This window comes from Cellulosimicrobium cellulans (genome assembly GCF_007679345.1).
GTDB classification, from domain to species: domain Bacteria; phylum Actinomycetota; class Actinomycetes; order Actinomycetales; family Cellulomonadaceae; genus Cellulomonas; species Cellulomonas cellulans_A.
Map to the genome: position 1 here is coordinate 267,228 of NZ_VEGH01000006.1, position 25,128 is coordinate 292,355.

23 protein-coding genes are annotated in these 25,128 nt (G+C 75.6%); 11 read left to right on the forward strand and 12 right to left on the reverse strand.

The features are described from left to right. Positions 1–13: 13 nt before the first annotated feature. The 4 genes from FS882_RS10425 to FS882_RS10440 are packed head-to-tail and all read right to left on the reverse strand — an operon-like array spanning position 14 to position 4,226. Positions 14–1,729 (reverse strand): DUF885 domain-containing protein, encoded by a 1,716-nt coding sequence (locus FS882_RS10425; protein WP_158372976.1) that lies wholly within the window; start codon positions 1,727–1,729, stop codon positions 14–16. A gap of 33 nt (positions 1,730–1,762) precedes the next feature. Continuing rightward, positions 1,763–1,999, reverse strand: coding sequence for an acyl-CoA carboxylase epsilon subunit (locus FS882_RS10430; protein WP_262348205.1), 237 nt, complete (start codon positions 1,997–1,999; stop codon positions 1,763–1,765). Then, a complete protein-coding gene (locus FS882_RS10435; RefSeq protein WP_262348206.1) occupies positions 1,996–2,571 on the reverse strand; it encodes a hypothetical protein in 576 nt (191 codons plus the stop codon). The genes FS882_RS10430 and FS882_RS10435 overlap by 4 nt, the downstream gene beginning before the upstream one ends. Continuing rightward, complete coding sequence (locus tag FS882_RS10440) at positions 2,568–4,226, reverse strand: acyl-CoA carboxylase subunit beta (protein WP_158372977.1); 1,659 nt, start codon at positions 4,224–4,226, stop codon at positions 2,568–2,570. Before FS882_RS10440 ends, FS882_RS10435 begins: the two co-directional genes overlap by 4 nt. Positions 4,227–4,345: 119 nt before the next feature. Here FS882_RS10440 and FS882_RS10445 point away from each other — a divergent pair, with 119 nt between their 5' ends. The 4 genes from FS882_RS10445 (at position 4,346) to FS882_RS10460 (ending at position 8,145) form a co-directional block, all read left to right on the forward strand. Then, positions 4,346–5,224 (forward strand): biotin--[acetyl-CoA-carboxylase] ligase, encoded by an 879-nt coding sequence (locus FS882_RS10445; RefSeq protein WP_158372978.1) that lies wholly within the window; start codon positions 4,346–4,348, stop codon positions 5,222–5,224. Further along, positions 5,221–6,282, forward strand: coding sequence for an adenylate/guanylate cyclase domain-containing protein (locus FS882_RS10450; protein ID WP_158372979.1), 1,062 nt, complete (start codon positions 5,221–5,223; stop codon positions 6,280–6,282). The genes FS882_RS10445 and FS882_RS10450 overlap by 4 nt, the downstream gene beginning before the upstream one ends. Then, a complete protein-coding gene (locus FS882_RS10455; protein ID WP_158373047.1) occupies positions 6,282–6,713 on the forward strand; it encodes a VOC family protein in 432 nt (143 codons plus the stop codon). The genes FS882_RS10450 and FS882_RS10455 overlap by 1 nt, the downstream gene beginning before the upstream one ends. A gap of 124 nt (positions 6,714–6,837) precedes the next feature. Continuing rightward, positions 6,838–8,145, forward strand: a complete 1,308-nt coding sequence (locus FS882_RS10460) for a multidrug effflux MFS transporter (RefSeq protein WP_262348207.1) — start codon at positions 6,838–6,840, stop codon at positions 8,143–8,145. Positions 8,146–8,284: 139 nt separating this feature from the next. Here FS882_RS10460 and FS882_RS10465 read toward each other — a convergent pair whose 3' ends face one another. The 4 genes from FS882_RS10465 to adhE form a co-directional block, all read right to left on the reverse strand. Continuing rightward, positions 8,285–9,565, reverse strand: coding sequence for an aminotransferase class I/II-fold pyridoxal phosphate-dependent enzyme (locus FS882_RS10465; protein WP_158372981.1), 1,281 nt, complete (start codon positions 9,563–9,565; stop codon positions 8,285–8,287). Positions 9,566–9,721: 156 nt separating this feature from the next. Then, on the reverse strand, positions 9,722–9,844 hold the full coding sequence (locus tag FS882_RS10470) for a molybdopterin oxidoreductase (protein ID WP_158372982.1): 123 nt from the start codon (positions 9,842–9,844) through the stop codon (positions 9,722–9,724). A gap of 139 nt (positions 9,845–9,983) precedes the next feature. Then, entirely contained in the window at positions 9,984–10,523 is a 540-nt protein-coding gene (locus FS882_RS10475; protein ID WP_158372983.1) for a hypothetical protein, read from the reverse strand. A 163-nt stretch (positions 10,524–10,686) separates the two neighbouring features. Beyond that, a complete protein-coding gene (gene adhE, locus FS882_RS10480; RefSeq protein ID WP_158372984.1) occupies positions 10,687–13,398 on the reverse strand; it encodes a bifunctional acetaldehyde-CoA/alcohol dehydrogenase in 2,712 nt (903 codons plus the stop codon). 369 nt (positions 13,399–13,767) lie between these two features. Here adhE and FS882_RS10485 point away from each other — a divergent pair, with 369 nt between their 5' ends. The 3 genes from FS882_RS10485 (at position 13,768) to FS882_RS10495 (ending at position 15,206) form a co-directional block, all read left to right on the forward strand. Beyond that, positions 13,768–14,136, forward strand: coding sequence for a hypothetical protein (locus tag FS882_RS10485; protein ID WP_262348208.1), 369 nt, complete (start codon positions 13,768–13,770; stop codon positions 14,134–14,136). A 115-nt stretch (positions 14,137–14,251) separates the two neighbouring features. Then, the gene (locus tag FS882_RS10490) at positions 14,252–14,629 is read left to right on the forward strand and encodes a hypothetical protein (RefSeq protein ID WP_158372985.1); all 378 of its coding nucleotides are present in this window, start codon (positions 14,252–14,254) and stop codon (positions 14,627–14,629) included. 31 nt (positions 14,630–14,660) lie between these two features. After that, positions 14,661–15,206 carry a hypothetical protein gene (locus tag FS882_RS10495; RefSeq protein WP_187365250.1) on the forward strand — a complete coding sequence of 182 codons (546 nt, stop codon included), beginning with the start codon at positions 14,661–14,663 and terminating at the stop codon, positions 15,204–15,206. A gap of 24 nt (positions 15,207–15,230) precedes the next feature. Here FS882_RS10495 and FS882_RS10500 read toward each other — a convergent pair whose 3' ends face one another. The 3 genes from FS882_RS10500 to FS882_RS10510 form a co-directional block, all read right to left on the reverse strand. Continuing rightward, positions 15,231–17,744, reverse strand: a complete 2,514-nt coding sequence (locus FS882_RS10500) for a glycoside hydrolase family 65 protein (RefSeq protein WP_158372987.1) — start codon at positions 17,742–17,744, stop codon at positions 15,231–15,233. Beyond that, complete coding sequence (locus tag FS882_RS10505; protein WP_158372988.1) at positions 17,741–18,517, reverse strand: HAD family hydrolase; 777 nt, start codon at positions 18,515–18,517, stop codon at positions 17,741–17,743. The genes FS882_RS10500 and FS882_RS10505 overlap by 4 nt, the downstream gene beginning before the upstream one ends. A gap of 67 nt (positions 18,518–18,584) precedes the next feature. Next, on the reverse strand, positions 18,585–19,706 hold the full coding sequence (locus FS882_RS10510; RefSeq protein WP_158372989.1) for a LacI family DNA-binding transcriptional regulator: 1,122 nt from the start codon (positions 19,704–19,706) through the stop codon (positions 18,585–18,587). A gap of 306 nt (positions 19,707–20,012) precedes the next feature. Here FS882_RS10510 and FS882_RS10515 point away from each other — a divergent pair, with 306 nt between their 5' ends. Together FS882_RS10515 and FS882_RS10520 are read left to right on the forward strand one after the other, a co-directional pair. Continuing rightward, positions 20,013–21,245, forward strand: coding sequence for an AGE family epimerase/isomerase (locus FS882_RS10515; RefSeq protein WP_158372990.1), 1,233 nt, complete (start codon positions 20,013–20,015; stop codon positions 21,243–21,245). A 44-nt stretch (positions 21,246–21,289) separates the two neighbouring features. Next, positions 21,290–22,462 carry an SLC13 family permease gene (locus FS882_RS10520; protein WP_158372991.1) on the forward strand — a complete coding sequence of 391 codons (1,173 nt, stop codon included), beginning with the start codon at positions 21,290–21,292 and terminating at the stop codon, positions 22,460–22,462. Between the two features lie 15 nt (positions 22,463–22,477). On the opposite strand, the gene FS882_RS10525 is transcribed toward FS882_RS10520, so the two are convergent. Beyond that, the gene (locus tag FS882_RS10525; RefSeq protein WP_158372992.1) at positions 22,478–23,191 is read right to left on the reverse strand and encodes a helix-turn-helix domain-containing protein; all 714 of its coding nucleotides are present in this window, start codon (positions 23,189–23,191) and stop codon (positions 22,478–22,480) included. A gap of 89 nt (positions 23,192–23,280) precedes the next feature. Between FS882_RS10525 and FS882_RS10530 the strand changes: the two genes are divergently transcribed. Next, on the forward strand, positions 23,281–24,324 hold the full coding sequence (locus FS882_RS10530; protein ID WP_222848188.1) for an FAD-dependent oxidoreductase: 1,044 nt from the start codon (positions 23,281–23,283) through the stop codon (positions 24,322–24,324). 59 nt (positions 24,325–24,383) lie between these two features. After that, positions 24,384–25,109, forward strand: coding sequence for an SAM-dependent methyltransferase (locus FS882_RS10535; RefSeq protein ID WP_158372994.1), 726 nt, complete (start codon positions 24,384–24,386; stop codon positions 25,107–25,109). The last annotated feature ends 19 nt before the right edge of the window (positions 25,110–25,128 follow it).

Consider the following 25,128-nt stretch of genomic DNA (forward strand, 5'->3'; position numbering starts at 1 on the left):
CGTCCCGTGCCGGTCAGGCCAGCGCGGTCCGCAGCACGTCGAGCGGCAGCGCGCCCATGCCGAGCGCCCGCGCGTGGAACGCCCGCAGGTCGAACGCCTCGCCGCGGGCCTGCGCGGAGTCGCGGGCGCCGTCGCGGATCTGCTCCCAGATCCGCTGGCCGATCTTGTACGACGGCGCCTGGCCGGGCCAGCCCAGGTACCGGTTCAGCTCGAACCGGATGAACTGCTCGGGCATGTTCACGTTGGCCCGCAGGAACTCCCAGGCCTTGTCGGCGTCCCAGGTGCCGCCGCCCCAGCGCTCCGGCGCCTCGAGGCCGAGGTGCACGCCGAGGTCCAGCACCACGCGGGCCGCGCGCATCCGCTGCCCGTCGAGCATCCCGAGCCGGTCGCCCGGGTCGTCCAGGTGCCCCAGGTCCGCCATCAGGCGCTCGGCGTACAGGGCCCAGCCCTCGCCGTGGCCGGACACCCAGCACGCCAGCCGGCGCCAGGAGTTCAGCTGGGCGCGGTTGAAGACGGCCTGGCCGATCTGGAGGTGGTGGCCCGGGACGCCCTCGTGGAAGACGGTCGTCTTCTCGCGCCAGGTGTTGAACGTGGTGACCTCCGGCGGCACCGACCACCACATCCGGCCGGGCCGGCTGAAGTCGTCGGACGGGCCGGTGTAGTAGATCCCGCCGTTCTGGGTCGGGGCGATCCGGCACTCGAGGGTGCGGATGGCGTCCGGGATGGTGAAGTGCACGCCGTCGAGCGCGGCGACCGCGGCGTCGGACGTCTCCTGCATCCAGCGCTGCAGCGCCTCGGTGCCCTCGAGCCGGCGGGAGGGGTCGGCGTCGAGCGCGGCCACGGCCTGCTCGACGGTCGCGCCCGGGCCGGCGATCTCGGCGGCGACGGCCTCCTGCTCGGCGACGACGCGGGCGAGCTCCTCGAGCCCCCACTGGTAGGTCTCGTCCAGGTCGACGGTCGCGCCGAGGAAGTACCGGGACCACAGCGCGTAGCGCTCGCGGCCGGCGGCGTCGGCCTCGGGCGCCTGCGGGGCGAGCTCGTCGCGCAGGAAGGTCACCAGGTCGGCGTACGTCTGCCGGGCGGCCTCGGCGCCGCGCTCCAGGTCGGCGCGCAGCGCGTCGCCCCCGGCCTCGACGGCCGCGGCGGCCTCGGGGCCGGCGACGAACGACGTGAAGAACGACGAGGACGGGTCGGCCAGCTCCTCGGCCTGCGCGATCGCCTCGCGCACCTGGCGGATCGCCGGGACCTGCCCGCGGGAGGCCGCCAGGCGCAGCGACTCGACGTAGCCCGCGCCGGAATTCGGCAGGCCCGCCAGGCGCTGGGCGATCGTCGACCAGGCGTCGGGGCCGTCCGTGGCCATGATGTCGAACACGTCCCGCATGCCCTGGACGGGCGAGGCGATGACGTTCAGGTCGGCGAGGGTCTCCCCGGCGGCGTCCAGCTCGAGGTGCAGGCCGAGGCGCTCGCGCATCGCGGCGAGCGTGATCGCGTCCACCTCGTCGGCCGGGGCCAGGCCGTCCAGCTGCGCCAGCGTCGCGCGGGTCGCGTCGGCGCGGGCCTCGTGGCCGGCGGGGGACAGGTCGGTGACCTCGTGGTCGTGGCCCGGGACGCCCAGCGCGGTCGCGTCGAACGGGTCCAGGGCGGCGTAGGTGGAGACGTAGGCGTCGGCGACGGCGTCGATGGGCGTCGCGGGGCGCTGCGGCGCCCCGGTGGTGTCAGGAGTGCTCACCCGGTCGACCCTACCCGCGGCCCGGTCGGCGCGTCAGCGCAGGCTGCGCCGCCACGCGTCCGGCCCGGTGCGCCACGCGCCGCGGGCGCCGGGCAGCGAGCGGGCGCGGTCGCCCCAGGCCGGGCGGGGCAGCCCGTCCTCGGCCGCGTCGTCGTCCCCGGGCACCGACGCGGCCACCAGCCCGGCGACCAGCGCGGCGAGCTCGACGTCGTCCGGGGTGCCGCGGACCACCTGGACGTGCGGCAGCACCACGCCGTCCCCCGCGCTCACGACTCGCCGTCCTCGTCGTCGTCGAACGACACCGGCGCGCCCCTCGACGCGCCCCAGCCCTCGACGGTGAACCCGCTGTCGAGCAGGCGCTCGACGATCTCCGCGCCCCCGTTGTCGACGATGCCGAGCACGGCGTCGATCGACTGGTCGTGCGGTCCCGCGGGCATGCTCACGACGAACCCGAGGTGGAACTCGTCGGTGTCCTCGTCCGCGGCGGGCGCCTCGGCGGGCGCGGCCCCGTCCTCCCAGGTCATGCCCGTGAGCTCGGAGTGCATGCCGAGGCTCTCGTGCAGCAGGTCGTACAGCCGGGCGTTCAGCCCGGAGACCCGGGACTCCAGGGCGAGCACCCGCGGGTCCTCGTCGGCCTCGGCGGCACCGAACTCGGCGCGCACGCCCGCGGCGGTGTCCACGTACTCGTGCAGCGCCGCGGCGAGACCGTCCACGACGCCGTGCATCGCCGCGGTGTCGACGCCGGGCAGCGGCTCGGGCCCGTGCGCGCCGCCGGCGTGGTCGTGCGCGTGGTCGTGGCCGTCGTGCTCGCCGGGGCCGGGCAGCAGCGGGTCGCCGGTCACAGCGGGATGTTCCCGTGCTTCTTGGGCGGCAGCGCCGCGCGCTTGGTCCGCAGCACGCGCAGCGCGCGCACGATCTGCGTGCGGGTCTCGGCGGGCGCGATGACGGCGTCCACGTAGCCGCGGTCCGCGGCGTCCCACGGGTTCACGATGGCCTCCTCGTACTCGCGGGTGAGCCGGGCGCGCTCGGCCTCGACGTCCCCGCCCGCCTCGGCGACCTGCTTGAGCGCGCCGCGCTGCAGGATGTTCACCGCACCGCCGGCGCCCATGACCGCGATCTGCGCCGTGGGCCAGGCCAGGTTCACGTCGGCGCCGAGCTGCTTCGACCCCATGACGATGTACGCGCCACCGTACGCCTTGCGGGTGATCACGGTGACCAGCGGGACGGTCGCCTCCGCGTAGGCGTAGATGAGCTTCGCGCCGCGGCGGATGATGCCGTTCCACTCCTGGTCGGTGCCGGGCAGGAAGCCCGGCACGTCCACGAACGTCAGCACCGGGATGCTGAAGGCGTCGCAGGTCCGGACGAACCGCGCGGCCTTCTCGGCGGCGTCGATGTCGAGCGTGCCGGCCATCGTCAGCGGCTGGTTCGCGACGATCCCGACCGCGTGCCCCTCGACCCGGCCGAAGCCGACCAGCACGTTCCGGGCGAACAGCGGCTGGACCTCCAGCAGGTCGCCGTCGTCCAGCACGTGCTCCACGACGGTGCGCATGTCGTACGGCTGGTTGTCCGAGTCCGGCACCAGGGTGTCGAGCTCGAGGTCCTCGTCGGTGACGTCGAGGTCCGCCTCCTGCGGGTAGGCCGGCGGGTCGGTGAGGTTGTTCTGCGGCAGGTAGGACAGCAGCGAGCGCACGTAGTCGAGCGCGTCGTCCTCGTCGGAGGCCAGGTAGTGGGCCACGCCGGACCGGGTGTTGTGCGTGGTCGCGCCGCCGAGCTCCTCGAAGCCGACGTCCTCGCCGGTGACCGCGCGGATCACGTCCGGGCCGGTGATGAACATGTTCGACGTGCCGTCGGCCATCACGATGAAGTCGGTGAGCGCGGGGGAGTACACCGCGCCGCCGGCCGAGGGGCCGAGGATCAGGCTGATCTGCGGGATGACGCCCGACGCGGCGACGTTGCGCCGGAAGATCTCGGCGAACTGGGTCAGGCCCGCCACGCCCTCCTGGATGCGGGCGCCGCCGCCGTCCGAGATGCCGACCAGCGGCATGCCGGTGCGCAGCGCGAGGTCCATGACCTTGGTGATCTTCTGGCCGTGCACCTCGCCGAGGCTGCCGCCGAACACCGTGAAGTCCTGCGAGTACACCGCGACCGGACGGCCGTCGACCGTGCCGTGGCCGACGACGACGCCGTCGCCCGGGACCCGCTTGGCCTCGAGGCCGAAGTTGGTCGAGCGGTGCCGCACGAACGCGTCGAGCTCGGTGAACGAGCCCGGGTCCAGCAGCTGCTCGACGCGCTCGCGGGCGGTGCGCTTGCCGCGGGCGTGCTGCTTGGCCGCCGCCGCCTCCTCGGGCTCCGTGACGGCGCGGCGGTGCCGGTCGGCGAGGTCGGCGACCTTGGCGGCGGTGCCCGCGGGCCGGGGTGCGGCGGTCGCGGCGGGCGCCTCCGGCGCGGCGGGCTCGGGCGTGGCGGCGGGCTGGTCCGCCGGGAGCTGGTCGGTCACCCGCACGAGGCTAGTGGCCGGACGCGCCGGCGGGCCTGGGCGACGGGCACGGACTCCCGCGCGCCGGGTCGTGCGAATGCGACAACGCCGCCGCGAGCCGGGCGGGCGAGGATGGGGCGGTGGACGACACCGACCCGCGCGCGCCGCTGCGCGTCCCCGAGCTGCGCGCCGCCCTGCTGCACCCCGCGGGGCCGCTGGGCCGGTGCGAGGTGCTGCCCGCCGCCGGCTCGACCAGCACCGAGCTGCTGGCGCGCGTCGCCGCCGATCCCGGGTGGGCCGACGGCGGGCTCCTGGTCGCCGAGCACCAGCAGGCGGGCCGCGGCCGCGCCGACCACGCCTGGACCACCCCGGCGGGCGCGGCGCTCACCCTGTCCCTGGCGGTGCGCCCCGGCGTGCCGCGCGCGCGGTGGGGCTGGCTGCCGCTGCTGACCGGGCTCGCCGTCACCCGCGCGGTGCGCGCGGCGACCGGGCTCGCGGCGGGGGTCAAGTGGCCGAACGACGTGCTGCTGCCCGCCCCGGACGGTGCCGACCTGCCCGGCTGGGGGGCGCACCGCAAGGTCGCCGGCGTCCTCGCCGAGGTCGCGCCGGCGGGGGACGCGGTGGTGCTCGGCATCGGTCTGAACGTCGACCAGGCGCCGGCCGAGCTGCCGGTGCCGAGCGCCACGTCGCTGCGCGCCGCCGGGGCGGGGGCCGTGGACCGCACGGCGCTGCTGGTGGCCGTCGTCGGGGAGGTCGTCGCGGTGGTCGAGCGCTGGCAGGACCACGACGGCGACGTCGCGGCGGCCGGGCTCGACGCGGCCGTCGCGGACGCCTGCCTGACCCTCGGCGGCGCCGTGCGCGCGACGCTGCCCGACGGCACGGAGCTCCGCGGGGCGGCCGAGCGGATCGACCCGCAGGGCGCCCTGGTCGTGCGTGACGCGTCCGGCGCCGAGCGGGTGCTGCTCGCCGGTGACGTGCGTCACGTCCGCCCGCTCGGTGAACTAGGGTCGCAGTCGTGACGGACGAGGTGCAGGACGGGGTGCAGGCGGCCGCGCTGGACGCGGCGCTGCTCGGCGGCCCCCGGGCGCTGTCGCTCCGGGACCTCGCGGACCGCTCCGGGCTCGACCTGGACCTGGTGCGGCTGTACTGGCGGACGCTCGGCCTGCCGCACCCGGACGCCGACGACGTCGCGTTCACCGGCCGGGACGCCGAGGCCGTCGAGCGGGTCGCCGCGCTGCTGCGCGAGGACCAGGTGGGCCGGCGCACGATGATCTCGCTGACCCGGGCGCTCGGGCACACCAGCGACCGGCTCGCGCTGTGGCAGGTCGAGGCGCTGGTGGAGGACATGGCGACCCGGCGGGACCTCGACGACCCGGCCGCGCGGCGCGCCGTGCTCGACGAGCTGCCGCGGCTCGCGCCCGTGCTGGAGGCGCAGCTGCTGCACGCCTACCGCCGGCACCTCGCGTCCATCGCGGCCCGGTACGCCGTCGAGTTCGCGGCCGGGGGTGACGCCGGCGCCGGGACGGACCCGGCCGCGCTGCCGCTGGCGCGTGCCGTCGGGTTCGCCGACATGGTGTCGTTCACCCGCCGCACGGCCGGCCTGGGGTCCACCGACCTGTCGGACTTCGTGCAGCGGTTCGAGACCGCGGCCCGGGACGTGGTGACCCAGTGCGGCGGCCGGGTGGTCAAGACGATCGGCGACGCGGTGCTGTTCGTGGCCGACGACGTGCGGACCGGGGCGAAGGTGGCCCTCGAGCTCGCGCGGGTGCTGGGCGGGGACCTGGACGTCGAGCGGGAGCGCGCGGCCGGCGGGATCGCCGAGGGCGCCCGCGGCGTGACACCCGTGCGGGTCGGCGTCGTCTGGGGCCGGGTGCTCTCCCGGTTCGGCGACGTGTTCGGGCCGTCGGTCAACGTGGCGGCGCGGCTCACCGACATCGCCGACCCGAGCACCGTGCTCACCGACCCGGCGACCGCGCGGCTGCTGCTCGACGCCCCGGGGCTGCTGCTCGAGCCGCTGCCCGAGCGCGAGCTCGAGGGGATCGGGGCGCTGGCGCCGGTCCGGATCCGGCGGGCGTGATGGCGGCGACGGTGCCCGGCGAGGGCCGCCCGGTCCGCCAGCTGCGGCTGGTGGTCGAGGCGGAGGACTACGACGCGGCGCTGGCGTTCTACCGGGACGTGCTCGGGCTCGAGCAGCTCGAGGCGTACGAGGGCGGCGACGGCGCGCACGTCGCCATCCTCGACGCCGGCCGGGCGACGCTCGAGATCGCCAACCCCGCGCAGAAGCGCCTGATCGACGACGTCGAGGTGGGCCGGCAGGTCGCTCGGCACGTGCGGGTCGCGTTCGAGGTGGCCGACACCCGGGCGACGACGCAGCGGCTGGTCGAGGACGGCGGTGCGGAGCTCGTCGCGCCGCCCACCGAGACGCCGTGGCGCTCGCTGAACGCGCGGCTCGAGGGCCCCGCCGGGCTGCAGCTCACGGTGTTCCAGGAGCTCGGCCCGGCAGACTGAGCCGGGCCCGCGGCGGCGCGCCGTCGGCGCCCGGCCGGGTCCCGGTGGCGCTCGGGGCCGTGACCTGCGTAGGGGTCGAATCGATTCGCCCGGGGGCTGTGCGCGTGCGACGATGCAGCACGAGATGAGCACCGGCGAACCCGTCCCGCACCCCGCCCGACCCTCGACGACCGCCGCGGCACCGTCGGCCGGACCCGGCCCCGCGCCCGCGTTCCGCCCCAGCGCCAAGTACGTCCTGCTGCTCGGCGTGATGACCGCCCTGCCCGCGATCACCACCGACATCTACCTGCCGTCGCTGCCCGACGTCGCGCGCGACCTGGGCACCAGCGCCGCCGCGGCCCAGCTGACGATGACGATGATGCTGGTCGGCGGCGCCGCCGGGCAGCTGGTGATCGGCCCGCTGTCCGACCGGTTCGGCCGCCGGCTGCCCGTGCTGATCGGGGTCGCGCTGCACGTCGTGACGTCGCTGCTGTGCGCGGTCGCGCCGGCGATCGTCCCGCTCATCGGGCTGCGGATGGTGCAGGGGTTCTTCAACGCCTCGGCGTCGGTGGTCGCGATGGCGGTCATCCGGGACCGGTTCGTCGGACCGGACGCCTCGCGGCTGCTGTCCCGGCTCATGCTCGTGATCGGCGTCGCCCCGCTGTTCGCGCCGAGCGTGGGCGGCCTGATCGCCGGCGAGTGGGGCTGGCGCGCCGTGTTCGTCGCGCTCGCGATTTACGGCGCGGTGCTGTGGGTCGTCGTGCTGCTCCGGCTGCCGGAGACGCTGCCCGCCGAGCGCCGGCTGCCGACCTCGCGCGGGGTGTGGCGCGGCTACGGGGTGCTGCTGAAGGACCGGCACTTCGTCGCGCTGGCGCTGCTGCCGGGCCTCGGGCTCGCGGTGCTGATGAGCTACGTCGTCGGCTCGCCGTTCGTGCTCCGGGAGGGGTACGGCCTGTCGGCCGGCCAGTTCGCGCTGATCTTCGCGATCAACGGCATCGGGCTGGTCGGTGGCGCGCAGGTCAACGCCGCGCTGGTCCGCCGGTACGCGCCCATCCAGATCATCCGGGTCGCGCTGCCGGCGTCGTTCGTGCTGGTCCTGGCGCTGCTCGTCATCGCGATCACGGGATGGGGCGGCCTGCCCGCGCTGCTGGTGGTGCTGTTCCTGACGATGTCGCTGGTCAACTTCACGCCGCCCAACGCGTCGGCCATCGCGCTGTCCCGGCACGGCGAGCGCGCGGGCACCGCGGCGGCGTTCATCGGCGCGCTGCAGGCCGGCGTCTCGGGCGTGGTGGCGCCGCTGGTCGGCGTGCTGGGCGAGTCGGCGTGGGCGATGGCGACCGTGATGCTCGCGGGCGCGGGCGGCGCGCTCCTGGTGCTGGCGCTGGCCACGCCGGCGTACCGCCGCGGCGGCTGGACCGAGGGCGGCCTGGGCACGGCGGTCGAGACCCACTGACGCCCGCCGGTCGCCGACCGCGAGGGCTCCCGTCCACCGCGGTGGCTCCAGCCGAGCGCGGTCGCTCCAGCTGCCGCGCTCGGCGCGATCTACCGCGCTCGCCGAGAGCTGCCGCGCTCGCCGAGAGCTGCCGTGCGGCTCAGCCCGCCAGGGACGCCAGGCGCCCGGTCGCCTCGCGGAGCACCGGCTCCTGCTTCACGTAGGTGAACCGGACCGCCGTGCGCAGCGCGCGGTCCGCGGGAGAGCCGTCGTGCGTGAACGCCCCGACCGGCACGCCGACGACGCCCGCCAGGCCGGGGAGCGCGCGGCACAGGTCGGCGGCGTCCCGGAGGCCGTGCCGGGCGAGCGGGCCGGCGAGCAGCCGCGCGGCGTCGGCGACGACGAAGTAGGTGCCCTGCGGCCGGACGACGTCGAACCCGGCGGCGGTGAGGCCGGCGCTCAGCAGGTCCCGGCGCGCGGCGAGCGACGTCGCGAGCCCGCGGACGTACCCGGCATCGGGGGAGTCCGTGGTCTCGAGGTCGAGCGCGTGCGCGATCGCGGGCTGGAACGGCGCGCCCGACACGTAGGTGAGGAACTGCTTCACCGCGCGCACCGCGTCGACCAGGGCCGCGGGCCCCGTGACCCAGCCGATCTTCCAGCCCGTGAACGAGAACGTCTTGCCCGCCGAGGAGATGGTGAGCGTGCGGTCCGCGGCCCCGGGCAGCGTCGCGAACGGCACGTGCGGGACGCCGTCGTACGTCAGGTGCTCGTAGACCTCGTCGGTGACCACCACGCAGCCGTGCCGCTCGGCGACCTCCGCGACTACCGCGAGCTCCTCGCGGGTCAGCACCGCCCCGGTCGGGTTGTGCGGGGTGTTGAGCAGGATGACCCGCGTCCGGTCGGTGACCGCGGCGCGCAGCGCGTCCGCGTCGAGCCGGAACCCGTCCGGGGTCGCGGCGAGCGGGGCGGTGGTGTGCCGGGCGCCCGCCAGCCCGATGACCGCGGCGTACGAGTCGTAGAACGGCTCGAGCGTCAGCACCTCGTCGCCGGGCTCGGTCAGGGCGAGCACCGCGGCCGCCAGCGCCTCGGTCGCGCCGGTGGTGATCAGCACCTCGGCGTCGGGGTCCGGGCTCAGGCCGTAGTGCCGCTGCTGGTGCTCGGCGACCGCGCGGCGCAGCTCCGGGACGCCGGGCCCCGGCGGGTACTGGTTGACTCCCGCGGCGATCGCGTCGGCGGCGACCCGCTTGACCGACTCCGGCCCGTCGACGTCCGGGAACCCCTGCCCAAGGTTGAGCGCGCCGGTCCGTGCGGCGAGCGCCGACATCTCGGCGAAGATCGTCGGCCGCGGCACGCCGTCGGCGCCGAGCAGCCCGGCGGCCCGGGCGACGTCGCGCCACCGGCCGGGCGTCGTGGGGCGGGCGGGGGAGGGCGTGGCGGTCATCGCGGTCCGTTCGTGAGGGGACCCGAGGGAGGCTAGCCGACGCCCCGCACGCGCGCTCCGGGCGGTCACGGGCGCCGAGACCGCAGCAGGTGCGGGGTTGCCGGCCCCGGAACCCCGCAGGTGCCGCACTCTCGGCGGTGGTGGCCCGGGGGGGAGTCAGAGGATGCCGGAGGCGGCCGCCAGGCCGGCGAGGACCAGCAGCACCAGCGACCCCCACGCGCACGCGACCCACCACGGCACGTGGTGCCGGGTCCGGGTGCGCGGGTGCTGCGTGGTCATGCCTGTGTGATCGGCACCACGCGGCCGGGCTCAAGTGATCGCCGCGGACCCGGCCGGGTGAGTTCCCCGGCGGGGCGTCACCCGGTCGCCACCCGGTCGTCGGCCGGCGCCGTGCGGGCCCCGGCCCGGCGGCCCGGGCTCAGCCCTGCTCGGTCTCCTGCACCTGCTGGGACAGCTGCTCGACCTGCTGGGCGAGCTTGTCGAGCGCGTCGGCCGTCGTGGCGTCGACCTGCGAGGACGCCGAGTCGAGCGCGCTGCGGGCCGAGTCGAGGGCAGAGCGCGCGGAGTCGAGCTGCGCCTGGGTCGCGGCGGTGCCGTCGGCCTGGGCCTGCTCGAGCGCCGCGGTGGCGTCGTCGATCGCGGTGGAGGACTGGTCGACCGCGCCCTGCGCGGCCTCGCGCGCGCTCGCGTCGAGGTCCTGGAGCCGGGCGCGGGCGTCGTCGACGGCGGACTGCGCGGACTCGACGCGCTCGCGGACCTGGTCGGCGAGGTCGCGCAGGTTGCCGGCGGCCTCGCTGGCCGAGTCGGCGACGGACTGCGCCCCGGACGCGAGGTCCTCGGCCTGGGAGCAGGCCCCCAGGGTCAGCGCGGCGGCGAGCGCGAGCGGCAGGGCGGTCGCGGCGCGGGCGCGGCGGGCGGTGCGGCCGGTGGTGCGGCGGGTGGTGCGGCGCGTGGTCATCGGCGGGCCTCCTCGTCGGTGGACCGCCCAGTGTGCCAGGCGCACCTCGGAGCGCCCCGGGAGCCCTCGGGCACCCGGACGCAGAGGAGCGCCCCGCCCGCGACGCGTGGTCGCGGGCGGGGCGCTCGGCGAGCAGCGGCCTGGGGTCAGGCCGGGCGGACGCTCAGGCGTCGGCCGGCGCCGGGGCCCCCGCCCCGGCGGGCGCGCTCTGCGCACCCTGCTGCTCGCGGCGGCCCCGCACCTCCGCGACGGAGGTGCCGTAGTAGGCCGCGGTCATGATGTCCTTCATGTCCGCCCGCATCGGCATGCGGGGGTTGGCGGGCGCGCACTGGTCCTCGTACGCGCCCATGGCGACCTCGTCGAGCCGGGACAGGAAGTCCTGCTCGTCGACGCCCTGCGCCTGGAAGGACGACGGGATGCCGACCTTGGCGCGCAGCGCCTCGATCGCCAGGGCGTAGGACTCGACGCCCTGCTCCGGGGTCTCGGCCGGCAGGCCCAGCATCTGGGCGATCTGCTGGAACCGCTCCGGGGCGACGTAGTGCTCGTACTTCGGCCAGCTGGTCAGCTTGGTCGGGATCTGGCCGTTGTACCGGATCACGTGCGGGAGGAGCGTGGCGTTGGTCCGGCCGTGCACCAGGTGGAACGTGGAGCCGATGACGTGCGCCATCGCGTGCACGATCCCGAGGAACGCGTTGCCGAACGCCATGCCGGCGATGGTGCCCGCGTTGTGCATCTTCTCCCGGGCGTCCTTGGTGGCCGGGTCGGCCGGGTCGCCGTTCACGGACTGCGCCAGGTTGTCGAAGATCAGGCGGATCGCCTGCAGCGCCATGCCGTCGGTGAAGTCGTTGGCGTACACCGCGACGAACGCCTCGGTGGCGTGGGTCAGGGCGTCGAAGCCGGAGTCGGCGGCCAGCGAGCGCGGCATCTTCGAGGTGAGGACCGGGTCGATGATCGCGACCGTCGGGGTCAGCGCGTAGTCGGCGAGCGGGTACTTCTTGCCCGCGTCCGGGTCGGAGATGACGGCGAACGGGGTGACCTCCGCGCCGGTGCCCGAGGTGGTGGGGATGCACACCAGCTTGGCGAGCTCGCCCAGGGTCGGGAACTTGAACGCGCGCTTGCGGACGTCGAAGAACTTCTGCTTGAGGTCGGAGAACACGATCTCCGGGTGCTCGTAGAGCAGCCACATGACCTTGGCGGCGTCCATGGGCGACCCGCCGCCGAGCGCGATGATCGTGTCGGGGCGGAAGTGGCGCATCTGCGCGGCGCCCGCCTGGACGGTCTTGACGCTGGGCTCGGGCTCGACCTGGTCGATGATCTGCACGGACACGTTGTTGCCGCGGCGGTGCAGGACGTCCAGGACCCGGTCGACGAAGCCGAGGGTGGTCATCGTGGCGTCGGTGACGATGGTGACGCGCTCGACGTCCGCCATGTCGGTCAGGTAGCGGATGGCGTTCGGCTCGAAGTACGTCTTGGCCGGGACCTTGAACCACTGCAAGTTGTTGTTCCTCCGGCCCACGCGCTTGATGTTGACGAGGTTGATCGCCGAGACGTTGTTCGACACCGAGTTGTGGCCGTAGGAGCCGCAGCCCAGGGTCAGCGACGGGATGAAGGCGTTGTAGATGTCGCCGATGCCGCCGAGCGAGGAGGGCGCGTTCGCGATGACGCGGATCGCCTTGACCCGGTTGCCGTACTCCTCGGTGAGGGCGTCGTCCTGGGTGTGGATCGCGGCGGAGTGGCCGAGGCCGTCGAACTCCACCATCTGCTCGGCGAGCTGGATGCCCTCCTCGGTCGAGGTGGCGCGGAGCACGGCGAGGACCGGGCAGAGCTTCTCGCGGGTGAGCGGCTCGTTCGGGCCGACCGAGCCGACCTCGGCCAGGATGATCGAGGTGTCGGCGGGGACGGTGAAGCCGGCCTGCTCGGCGATCCACTGCGGGGACTTGCCGACGACGGTCGGGTTCAGCTTGGCGTCGCCGCAGTTCTTGCCCTTGGCCTCGACGCCGAAGATGAACTTCTCGAGGAGCGCCTTCTCCTTCTTGGACGCGCGGTACGCGTGCAGCACGGCGAACTCGGCCAGCGCGGCGTCGTAGATCTCGTCGTCCAGGATGACGGCCTGCTCGGAGGCGCAGATCATGCCGTTGTCGAAGGACTTGGACAGCACCACGTCGTTGACGGCCCGCTTGAGCTTGGCGGTCTTCTCGATGTAGGCGGGGACGTTGCCGGCGCCGACGCCGAGGGCCGGCTTGCCGCAGGAGTACGCGGCCCGGACCATCGCGTTGCCGCCGGTCGCGAGGATCGTCGAGACGCCCGGGTGGTTCATCAGCAGGCCGGTGGCCTCCATCGAGGGGGTCTCGACCCACTGGATGCAGTGCTCGGGGGCGCCGGCGGCGACCGCGGCGTCCCGCACCACGCGGGCGGCGGCGACGGACGACCTCTGCGCGTTCGGGTGGAACGCGAAGATGATCGGGTTGCGGGTCTTCAGCGCGATGAGCGACTTGAAGATCGCGGTCGAGGTCGGGTTGGTCACCGGGGTCATCGCGCAGATGACGCCGACCGGCTCGGCGATCTCGGTGATGCCGTTGATCTCGTCGCGGGAGATGACCCCCACGGTCTTGAGCGCCGCCATCGAGTTGGTGACGTGCTCGCAGGCGAAGATGTTCTTGACGGCCTTGTCCTCGAAGACGCCGCGGCCGGTCTCCTCGACGGCCAGCTCGGCGAGCTGCCCGTGCTGGTCCAGCGCCGCGACGGCGGCCTTCTTGACCAGGCGGTCCACGTCCTCCTGGGTGAAGCGGGCGTACTCGGCCAGCGCCTTGGTCGCGCCTGCGACCAGCTGGTCGATGGCCGCGGCGGTGTCGGTGCTCGTCGTCGTGGTGGTCACGGGGACTCTCCCGAGGGTGGTGGGTTGGGGTGCGGAGGGCTCCGTCGACCTCACGACCAGAACGGTATCGAGAAAAGTTTCACAAAGTCTGGGACCGGAGTCCCGGGGACCTCGGTCCCGGCCGCGGGCCCCGGCCGCGCGCGCCGGGCGCGGTGCCGCGATGTCGCGCGGGCGCCGCGCAGAATGTCGCGAAAATGCGCAGAAACCCCGGTCTGGCATCGATTGCCCACATTTGTCCCGCTGGTCAGCGAACTGCTGACATTATCGGGCAGCGCGGATAGCGTACGGCGCACCGCACGTCGGCCCCCGCCGCGCGCGACCACCGACCCGCGGCCGGACCCCCGACGGCCGCCGCCGAGGAGCCCCCCCGTGCCCACCCTGCAGGACGTCGCCCAGGACCTGATGAACCTCGACGGCGCGATCGCCTTCGCGTTCGTCGACCACACGAACGGGCTCATGCTCGCGTCCGCCACCTCGGTGCCGTACGACATCGAGCTCGCCGCCGCCGTCGCCACCGAGTTCGTCCGCGCCAAGCTGCGGGCGGTCGAGCAGATGGGTCGCGGCGGGGCGGTCGAGGACATCCTCGTCACGCTGCACGACGAGCTGCACCTGACGCTCGTGTGCGACCACCCGCGGCTCCAGGGCGTCTTCGGGTACCTGGCCCTCGACCGCCAGCGCGGCAACCTCGCGCTCGCTCGCCGGACGCTGCGCTCGCTCGGCGGCGCCGTGGACCTCTGACGGCCCCGGCCCCGCGCCCCCGAAACCCCGTTCACGGGGTGGTGCGGCCGTATTGGGGTGGTGCGCCCCGGTGGCAGCGTCGCTCGCGTTCCACCCGGACGACGAGGAGTGACGCATGGTCAGCATGGAGGAAGCAACGGCCCAGGTGATGGCGCTGGACGGCGCGATCGCGCTCGCGGGCGTCGACTACACGAGCGGCATGACGATCATGTCGACCGTCGTGAAGCCGTTCGACATCGAGCTCGCGGCGGCCGTGGCCACCGAGGTGGTGCGGGCGCAGATGCGCTCGATCGACCAGCTCGGCGGCGGGCAGTCGATCGACGACATCCTGATCTCGCTGTCGGACGAGCTGCACCTGATCACGCTGAGCGACGACCCGCGGTACGCCGGGCTGTTCTCCTACCTCGTGCTCGACCGGCACCGGGGCAACCTCGCGCTGGCCCGCCGGCGGCTGCGCGAGCTGACGCAGGCCGGCATCGAGCTCGAGCGCTGAGCGGCGCACGGCGACGACCCTGGAGGTGCGCGTGGACGTCGCGCTGGTGCTCGACACGCTGGTCCGGGCGCTGCCCCCGGGGGCGACGGCCTCCTGGCTCACGCCCGACGGCTCGGGCGCGCCCGGGGTGGCGGCGCCGGAGCCGGGCGTCGCGGCGCTCGTCGGCGCGCTGACGGCCACGGTGTCCCGCCACGGCGGCGACCTCGCCGGGGACGCCAGCAGCCTGCTGGTGGAGTCCCCGGCGCGGACGCTGCTCGCGCACCGGCTCGGCGGGCACGGGACGCTCGTCGTCGCGGCCGGGGCGGACCTCAACCTGGCGCTGGTGCGCCGGCTGGTGCGGACCGCGCTGGCCGACGGCGAGCCGCACCGCGCCGGTGCCGGCCCGGTGCGCCGCGCGGCGGACGAGCCTGCCGCGGACGGTCCCGCCGCCGACGGGTCGGGCGACGACGCGGCACCCGCGGACGGGCCCGCCCCCGCGCTCCCGCGCCGGGAGCCGGCCCCGCGGGTGACCGACTTCCGCTACGAGCCGGAGGACGTCGAGGTCCTCCGGCAGCTCCGCGAGGCGCTCACGGGCTGACCGGCGCGAGCGCCCCGCGGCCGCTCAGTCGTGCGAGACGGGCGGCGGGGTGAGCACCGTGGGGTGGTCCGGAACGCTGGCGGTCATGAGCGTGCCGTCCGCGCGCCGGGTGCCCTCGATGTCCCGGACCGTCGGCGTGCCGATCAGCCGCGGCGCGGGCGCCAGCGGCAGCACGACGGGGTCGCCCGCGGTGACCTTGACCGGCTCGCCCCGCACGACCAGGTCCGCGGCGTCGCCCTCCTCGACGGTGAGCCGCAGCTCGGTGTGCCGGACGTCGACCCGCACCCGGCTGCCGCGGAGCGTGAGCCGGAACGTCAGGCCGTCCCAGACCTCCGGGAGCCGCGGGTCGAGGGACACGACGCCCTCGTGGTCCCGCATGCCGCCGAACCCGCACGCCAGCGCGCTCCACACGCCGCCCGCCGACGCGACGTGCACGCCGTCGGCGGTGTTGTGGTGCAGGTCGGCGAGGTCCACGTACAGCGCGGAGGTGAAGTAGCGCAGCGCGAGCTCCTGGTACCCGACCTCCGACGCCACGATCGACTGCACGACGCCGGACAGCGTCGAGTCGCCGGTGGTCAGCGGGTCGTAGTAGTCGAAGTCGGCCAGCTTCTCCTCGGCGGTGAACTGGTCGCCCTGCAGGAACAGCGCCAGCACGACGTCGGCCTGCTTGAGCACCTGGAACCGGTAGATGACCAGCGGGTGGTAGTAGAGCAGCAGCGGGCGCTTGGCCGGGTCCGTGTTGGCCAGGTCCCACAGCTCCTTCTCGAGGAAGTTCGCGTCCTGCGGGTGGATGCCCAGGCGCTCGTCGTACGGGATGTGCATCCGCTCGGCGGCGTGCGCCCACTCGTCCAGCTCGTCCTGGGTCAGGTGCAGCCGGGCGACGAGCGCGGCGTGCTCGGCCGGGTGCTCGTGCGCCAGGCGGTCGACCGCCTCGACGGCGCCGCGCAGGTTGGCGCGGGCCATGACGTTCGTGAACAGGTTGTCGTTCACGACGGTCGTGTACTCGTCCGGGCCGGTGACGCCGTGGATGTGGAACGACGCGTCGCCGTTGGTCCCGCGCCAGAAGCCCAGGTCGGCCCACATGCGGGCGGTCTCGACCAGGATGTCGACGGCCTCGCGGGCGAGGAAGTCGTCGTCGCCGGTCGCGGCCACGTACTGCCGCACGGCGTGCGCGATGTCCGCGTCGATGTGGTACTGCGCGGTGCCGGCCGCGTAGTAGGCGGACGCCTCCTCGCCGTTGATCGTGCGCCACGGGAACAGCGCGCCGTTCTGGTTCAGCTCCGCGGCCCGGCGGCGCGCGGCGTCGAGCATCGTGTACCGGAACCGCAGCGCGTTCCGCGCGATCCGCGGGGAGGTGTAGGTGAGGAACGGCAGGACGTAGATCTCGGTGTCCCAGAAGTAGTGCCCGCTGTACCCGGACCCGGTCAGGCCCTTCGCGGGGATGCCGTTGCCCTCAGCGCGGGCCGTGGCCTGCGCGAGCTGGAACAGGTTCCACCGGATGGCCTGCTGCAGGTCCGGCTGCCCGGGCACCTCGACGTCGCTGCGCGCCCAGAAGTCGTCCAGCCACGCGCGCTGGTCGGCGAACTGCTGCTCGACCCCGGCGGTCTGCACGCGGTCCAGCGTGCGGCGGCACCGGTCGGCGAGCTCGCGCGCGGGCACGCCGCGGGAGGAGTGGTAGGTGACGACCTTGGTGATCCGGACCGGCTGGCCCTGCTTCGCCTCGATCCGGTAGACGTGCTTGGCGAGGTCCTCCTCGACCAGCGACAGCTCCTCGTAGGCGTTGTCCGTCTCGATGTCGTGGTCGGCGGCGACCGAGAGCGTCATGCCGGACGCGGCGGCGCGGTAGGACATGACGTACCGGCCCTCGGCGCCCCAGTGGGTGCGGGGCTCCAGGACGCGGGCGGACAGCGTCTCGGACTTGCGGGGGTCGAAGCCCTCGCCCATCGCGGCGGCGCGGACGTGGTACTCGTCCTGGCCGTCCTGGCGGTTGAGGATCTGGCTGCTCAGCACCACCGGGGCATCGGCGTCGAGCATCGTGAGCTCGTACGTCATGACCGCCAGGTGCCGCTCGGCGAACGACACCATGCGCCGGGTGCGGATCTGCACCCGCTTGCCCGACGGGGTCTGCCAGACCAGGTCGCGGTAGAGCACCCCGTCGCGGAAGTCGAGGCTGCGCTCGTAGGAGTGCAGGTCGGCGACGGTCAGCAGCAGCGGCTCGTCGTCCACGTACAGCCGCATGATCTTGGCGTCCGGGACGTTGACGATGGTCTGGCCGACGCGGGCGAAGCCGTACGCCTCCTCGGCGTGCCGGATCGGCCAGGTCTCGTGGAACCCGTTGATGAAGGTGCCGTGACTGTGGCTGTCCCGGCCCTCCTCGACGTTGCCGCGCATGCCGAGGTACCCGTTGCCGACGGCGAACAGGGTCTCGGTCCGGCCCAGGTCGGACGCGTCGTGGCGCGTCTCGCGCAGCCGCCACTCGTCCTTGGGGAACCGGTTGCGGTCCAGCGGGTCGGGGGTGAACAGGGAGGTCGGGTTCACGGCAGGGTGCTCTCGTGCTCGTCGGTGTCGTCGGACGTGGTGACGAGCTCGGCGAGGTCGTCCACCACCAGGTCTGCCCCCTGCTCGCGCAGCACGTCCGCGCCAGCGCCGCGGTCCACGCCGACGACGAGCCCGAACGCCCCGGCCCGGCCGGAGGCGACGCCGGACTCGGCGTCCTCGACGACGACCGCGCGCTCGCGCGGCACGCCGAGCTGCTCGGCGGCGTACAGGTACGTCGCCGGGTCCGGCTTGCCCGCCAGGCCGTGCGCGGCGGCCACGAGGCCGTCGACCACGAGCGGGAACCGGTCGGTCAGGCCCGCGGCGGCCAGCACGGGCACCGCGTTCCGGCTGCTCGACACCACGGCGACCTTCCGCCCCTGCGCGAGGAGCGCGTCCACCAGGCGCACGGAGCCCGCGTAGGGCGTCACGCCCTCGGACTCGAGCACCTGCGTGAACACGGCGTTCTTCCGGTTGCCCAGGCCGCAGACCGTCTCGGTGTCGGGGGAGTCGGCCGGATCGCCCCAGGGCAGCTCGATGCCGCGCGACGCCAGCAGGGACCGCACGCCCTCGTAGCGCGGCTTGCCGTCGATGTGCGCGAAGTAGTCGGCGTCCGTGTACGGCGCGGCCCCGCGGGCGTCGAGCAGGGGCGCGAACAGGCGCGCCCAGGCGTGCATGTGCACGACGGCGGTGGGGGTGAGGACCCCGTCCAGGTCGAACAGGACGGCGTCGAGGCCGTCGAGGACCGCGGAGGGGCGGTCGGCTGCGGTTGCCACGGTGGTGCTCCCAGGGGCGTGGTGTGCGGGTGGTGCTGGTCGGTGCTGCGGGTGCTGCGGTCGGGCGTCAGGCGCGTCGGCCCCCGGCCGGTTCGGGGACGGTGCCGCGCGGTGCCGGCGCGGCGCTGGACGCCCGGACGACGAGCTCCGGCGCCACCAGCCCGGCGGGGGCGGGCGGTCGCCCGAGGTCGACCCCGAGCCGGTCCAGCACCTGCTCGACGAGGGTCTGCGCCACCAGTCTGATCGGTTGCCGCAGGCTCGTCAGCCCCGGGCGCGCGAACGCCGCGAGGTCGGAGTCGTCGTAGCCGGTGACGGCGACGTCCCGGCCGGGGGTGGCGCCGGCGTCCGCGACCGCCGCCAGCGCGCCCAGCGCGAGCGCGTCGGACGCGCACACCAGCGCGGTCGGTGCCGTCGCCGGGTCGCGAAGCAGCGGGGACACGGCCGCGGCGGCCGCGTCGGGGGTGTCCGCGGCGGCCGTCAGCTCCGGGCCGCGCGTGGCGTCCGCGCCGGCGCGCGCCGCGGTCGCCGCGTGCCAGGCGGCGCGCCGGGCGTCACCGCCGGCGCCGTCGGCGGGCCAGCCGACGAACCCGATCCGGCGGTGGCCGCGCTCCGCGAGGTGCTCGACCGCGAGCCGCACGCCGAGGGCGCCGTCGACGTCGACCCAGCGGTGGCCGGCGTCCGGGTCGCCCCAGGGCCGGCCGTGCGCCACGAACGGTGCGCCGCGCGCCGCGAGCCATCCCGGCCGGGTGTCGCCCGGGTGCGTGTCGGCGACGACCACCGCGTCGACGTCACCGGCGGCCAGCAGCTCGTCGTACGCCGCGATCTCCGCGGCGTCGTCCCCGTAGGGGGCGTTGAACGCGAGGAACCGGTAGCCGTGCGGGCGGGCCGCCGCGACGAGCTCGTGCAGCAGCCGGTCGGGGTGCGCGGCGGTGCGGTGGGCGGTGGACCCGACGCGGATGCCGATGAGGCCGGACCGGCGGGAGGTCAGCGCGCGGGCGGCGTGGTCGGGGCGGTAGCCGAGCGCCGCGACCGAGCGGCGCACGCGCTCGAGGGTGGCGGGCGACAGCCGGCCCGGGGCGTTCAGGGCGTTGGACACCGTCTGCCGGGACACGCCCGCGTGCTCCGCGACGGCGCGGATCGTCACCCGCGGCGCGTGCGTGCTGCTGCGCGTGTCGTCGGCGGTGGGCATGGGGGCGGTCCTCGTGGCGTCCGTGCGGGGTGGGGTGCGGTGCGGCGTGCGGACCGACGGAGCCACTTTGACCGGTCAAATCCGCGACGATTCTGGTGGCCCGCGGGCCGCGCTGTCAAAGGGCCAGGACGACCCGGACGAACCGGGCGCGGCGGCCGCTGCCTGCACGTTCGTGCACATCGCGACCGGGTGGTCGGTCGTGCGGCCGCGGGCTGCGCGGACGTCCGCGGGCGGGGGTGTCCGCGGGTCCGGCGGAGCCGCACCCGCGGGCGTGCCGGGGGCCCGGGTGTGACTAGGGTGACACCCATGACGTGGCTGACGACGCCCGCGCACGCCCGCTGGCTCGAGACCGAGACCGACCGCCTGCTCGCCTTCGGGACGGCGTCCGCCGCACCGTCGGGCGGGTTCCTCCGCCTGGACGACGTGGGCCGGCCCCTGCCCGGGCCCGCCGAGCTCTGGATCACCTGCCGGATGACGCACGTCTACGCGCTGGCCCACCTGCTCGGGCGGCCGGGCTCCGCCCCGCTGGTCGACCACGGGCTGGCCGCGCTCGACGGGCTGTTCCGCGACCCGGAGCACGGCGGCTGGTACGCCGAGGTGAACGCCGACGGCTCGCCCAGGGACGACACCAAGGCCGCGTACCCGCACGCCTTCGTCGTCCTCGCCACGTCCTCCGCGGTCGCCGCGGGCCGGCCGGGCGCGCAGGCGCTGCTGCGCGAGGCGCTCGAGGTGTCCGGGCGGCGGTTCTGGGACGAGGACGCCGGGATGGCCGTCGAGCAGTGGGACCGGACGTTCACCGAGCTCGACACGTATCGCGGCGTCAACGCCAACATGCACACCGTCGAGGCCTACCTCGCCGCGCACGGCGTGACCGGCGAGCGCGTGTGGCTGGACCGCGCCGTGCGCATCCTCACCCGGGTGGTGCACGGCTTCGCGCGGGACAACGACTGGCGCATCCCCGAGCACTTCGACGCGCGGTGGCACGCGGACCTCGAGTACAACGCCGACAGCCCCGCGCACCCGTTCCGGCCCTACGGCGCGACGGTCGGGCACTGGCTCGAGTGGGCGCGGCTCACCCTGCACGCCCGCGCCTCGCTCACCGCCGCCGGGGACGTCGCCCCCGCCTGGATGCTCGAGGACGCCACCGCGCTGTTCGACGCGGCGGTCCTCGAGGGCTGGGCCGTCGACGGCGCGCCCGGCTTCGTCTACACCGTCGACTGGTCCGGGCAGCCGGTGGTGCGCGAGCGGATGCACTGGGTCGCCGCCGAGGGCATCGCCGCGGCCGCCGCCCTGCACGCCGCGACCGGCGAGCAGCGGTTCGACGACTGGTACGCGACCTGGTGGGACTACGCCGAGGAGTTCCTCGTCGACCGGTCGGGCGGGTCCTGGTGGCACGAGCTCGGCACGGACAACCGGGTGTCGCGGACCGTCTGGGAGGGCAAGGCCGACCTGTACCACGCGGTGCAGGCCACGCTGATCCCGCGGCTGCCGCTCGCGCCGGTGCTCGCGCCCGCGCTGGCGCAGGGGCTGCTCGACTGACGGGTCGTCGCGCGGTGGCGCGCCGGGGCACCTAGAGTTCCGCCGTGCCCAGGCTCCGGCGTGCCGTCCCGTGGTGGGCGGTGGCCGTGGTGCCGGCCGCTGCCGCGCTGCTCACGGGCGCCCTCCCGCGGGACGACGCCGGTGCGCTCGCCGAGCGCGTCGGCCCGGTGCTGCTGTTCGTCGCGGCCCTCACCGTGGTCGCCGAGCTGTGCGGGTCGGCCGGGCTGTTCGACGTCGCGACGGACGCGGCCGCCCGGGCCGCCGGCGGTCGGCGCTGGCTGCTCTGGCTGCTGCTGGTCGCGATCGCCGTGGCGTCGACCGTCCTGCTGTCGCTCGACACCACGGCCGTGCTGCTCACGCCCCTCGCGATCACGCTGGCCCGGCGCACCCGGACGTCGCCCCTGCTGCTCGTGCTGACCGTCGTGGCGCTCGCGAACACGGCGTCGCTGCTGCTGCCGGTGTCCAACCTGACCAACCTGCTCGCGGACCACCGGTTCGCGGAGCAGGACGCGGGCTACCTCGGCGTGATGTGGGCGCCGGCGCTCGCGGCCGTGCTGGTGACCGTCGCGGTGCTGGCGGTCCGGGGACGGAGGGACCTGCGCGGCCGGTTCGAGCCGGGCGCGCGGTACACCCCGCCCGACCGGCCGCTGCTGGTCGCGACCGGCGTGACCGTCGCGGTGATGGCGGTCGGGTTCGTCGCGGGCCTGCCCGTGTGGGCGGTCGCCCTGGGCGCGGCGGCGGTGCTGCTCGCGGCGTTCGCCGTGCGGCGCCGGCCGGTGCCCGGGCGGGCGCGCGACCTGGTGCCGTGGCGGATGATCCTCGTCGTCGGGGCGCTCTTCGTGGTCGTGGAGACGCTGCACGTGCGGGGGCTGGGCGACTGGGTCCTCGACGCGGCGCCGGCGGGGGCGGACTCCGGGGCGCTGCTCGGCGTCGCCGGGCTGTCCGCGGTGGTGGCCAACGCCGTGAACAACCTCCCGGCCTACCTGCTCCTGGAGCCGGTGGCCGGCGAGGACGTGCGGCGGCTCGCGGCGGTGCTGATCGGGACCGGCGTCGGGCCGCTGCTCACCCCGTGGGCGTCGCTCGCGACCGTGCTGTGGTGGCGACGGTGCCGGCAGGCGCTCGTGCACGTGCCGGTGCGGGCGTTCCTGGTGCAGGGGCTGTGGCTGGCCCCGCTGTGCGTGGTCGCGTCCGTGCTGGCGCTCGCCGCGGTGGCCTGAGCCGCCCGCGCCCCGTCAGCCCTTCCGGGTGGAGCGGGCCAGCACGTGCATCCGCTCGCCCTGCGGGCCCCAGAGCGTCAGCACCTCCGCCGCGCCGGGGCCCGGGTTGGTGAACCAGTGCGGGATCCGGGTGTCGAACTCGACCGCCTCGCCCGGCTCGACCATCAGGTCGTGCTCGCCGAGCACCAGCCGCATCCGCCCGGACAGCACGTACATCCACTCGTAGCCCTCGTGGGTGCGCGGCTCCGGCGGCCCGGGGTTGTGCCCCGCCGGGAACACCTGCTTGTACGCCTGCAGCCCACCCTGGCGGCGGCTCAGGGGGACGTAGGTGACGCCGTGCCGCTCGACCGGCGACAGGTGCACCCGCGGGTCCCCGGTCTCGGGTGCGCCGACGAGCTCGTCGAGCGGCACCTGGTGCGCCCGGGCCAGCGGCAGCAGCAGCTCCAGCGTCGGCCTGCGCTGCCCGGACTCCAGCCGGGACAGCGTGCTGACGGAGATGCCGGTGCTGCGGGACAGGTCCGCGAGGGTGGCGCCGCGGCGCTGGCGCAGGTCGCGCAGCCGCGGGCCGACGGCCTCGAGGACGGGCTCCAGGTCGCCGAGGGTGCCGGGGGCTCCGGTCGCTCCCGGCGCGCCGGGGGTGCCGGGGGTGCCCGGCGGGGGGGCGGCTGCGGAGCCGGGCGCGCCGGCCGCCGGCGTCGCGGGAGTGCGCGGTCTGCGGGTCTCGGCCATGGGTCCATTTGCCGTCTCGGCAACGACGTTTGTCAACCGCGCGCTCCCGCCCGCACCGTGGACAGCACGACGAGAGGGCGGAGGACCCGATGGTGACCGAGCAGGACGACGTGCTGGTGATCGGCGGCGGTGCGGCGGGGCTGAGCGCGGCGCTCACGCTGGCCCGCGCGCGCCGCCGTGTGCTCGTGGTGCACGACGGCGCGCCCCGGAACGCGCCGGCCGCGCACATGCACGCCTACCTCGGCCTGGACGGCCTTCCGCCCGCCGACCTGCTGGCGCGCGGCCGTGCCGAGGTCGAGGGGTACGGCGCCCGGGTCGTCGAGGACCGGGTGGTGGACGTCCGGCGCGACGGCGACGGGTTCCGCGCGGCGCTCGCGGGCGGCCGGGTCGTCCGGGCGCGGCGGGTGCTGGTCGCGACCGGGCTGGTGGACACGCTGCCGGACGTCCCCGGCGTGGCCGAGCGGTGGGGGCGGGACGTGCTGCACTGCCCGTTCTGCCACGGGTTCGAGGTCCGGGACCGGGCGGTGGCCCTGCTCGGGTCGGGACCGCTCGCGGTGCACCAGGCGCAGCTGTGGCGCGGGTGGACGGCGGACGTGACGCTCTTCCTGGGCGCCGCGGCGGGCGCGGGCGACGGCCTGTCCGAGGACGACTGGGAGCGGCTCGCGGCGCTCGGCGTGCGGGTCGTGGACGGTCCGGTGGCGGGCCTGGAGGTGGTGGACGACGTGCTGACCGGGGTGCGGCTCGTCACGGGGACCGTGCTGGCGTGCGACGCGGTGGTCGTCGCGACCGGCATGGGCGCGCGGCTCGACGGCCTCGAGGGCCTGGGTCTGCCGACCGAGCCGGTGACGATGGGCGACCGCGTGATCGGGACCCGTGTCGTCGCGGCGCCGGACGGGGCGACCGCCGTGCCGGGGGTGCGCGTCGCCGGGAACGCCACGGACCTCCGCGCCCAGGTGCAGGTCGCCGCGGCGGCCGGGCTGACCGCGGGCGCGGCGCTCGTCGGCGAGCTCGCCGCCGAGGACGCCGACGCCGCCGTGGCGCGGTACCGCGCGGAGCAGGTGGCGCCGTTCTCGGCGCGGGCGGAGCGCGAGCTCGCCGCACGCCGGGCGGGCGACGGGCCGGTCGGGCTGTGACGGGCCGGGACGAGGCCGCGGGACGGTCCCGCGGCGGGGACGACGAGGAGGAGCGGGGCATGGCGCAGGGTGAGGGCGGGCACGGGCACGGCGGGGACGCGGCGCACGGCGGGCACGCGGCGCACGGCGGGCACGCCCACGGCGGCGATCCGGGCGCGGTGCGGCACGACCGGGCGTTCTGGGAGGACCGCTACCGCTCGGCGCCGCAGGTGTGGAGCGGCCGGCCGAACCGGCAGCTCGTCGACGAGGTGGGCGACCTCGCGCCGGGCCGCGCGCTGGACGTCGCGTGCGGCGAGGGCGGCGACGCGCTGTGGCTCGCCGGCCGCGGGTGGGCCGTGACCGCCGTCGACCTGGCGCAGACCGCGCTCGACCGGGTCGCGGCCGCGGCGGCGCAGGCGGGCCCGGAGGTCGCGGCACGGGTGCGGACCGAGCGCGTCGACATCGCCGGCTGGGACGCCGGGGACGGTGGGTACGACCTCGTGACCACCCACTTCCTGCACCTGCCGCCGGAGGTCCGCGCCGTGGCGTTCGCCCGGATGGCGCGGGCGGTGGCCCCCGGGGGGACGCTGCTGGTGGTCGCGCACCACGCCAGCGACCTGCGCACCACGATCGGCCGCCCGGACCTGCCGGAGCTGTTCTTCGACCCCGAGGAGGTCGTCGCCGCGCTCGACCCGGGGGCCTGGGACGTCCCGGTCGCGGAGGCGCGGCCACGGTCTGCCACGGACCCCGACGGGCGGGAGATCACGATCCGGGACACCGTCGTGCGGGCGGTCCGCCGCCGCTGACCGCCCGCCTGCCACCCGC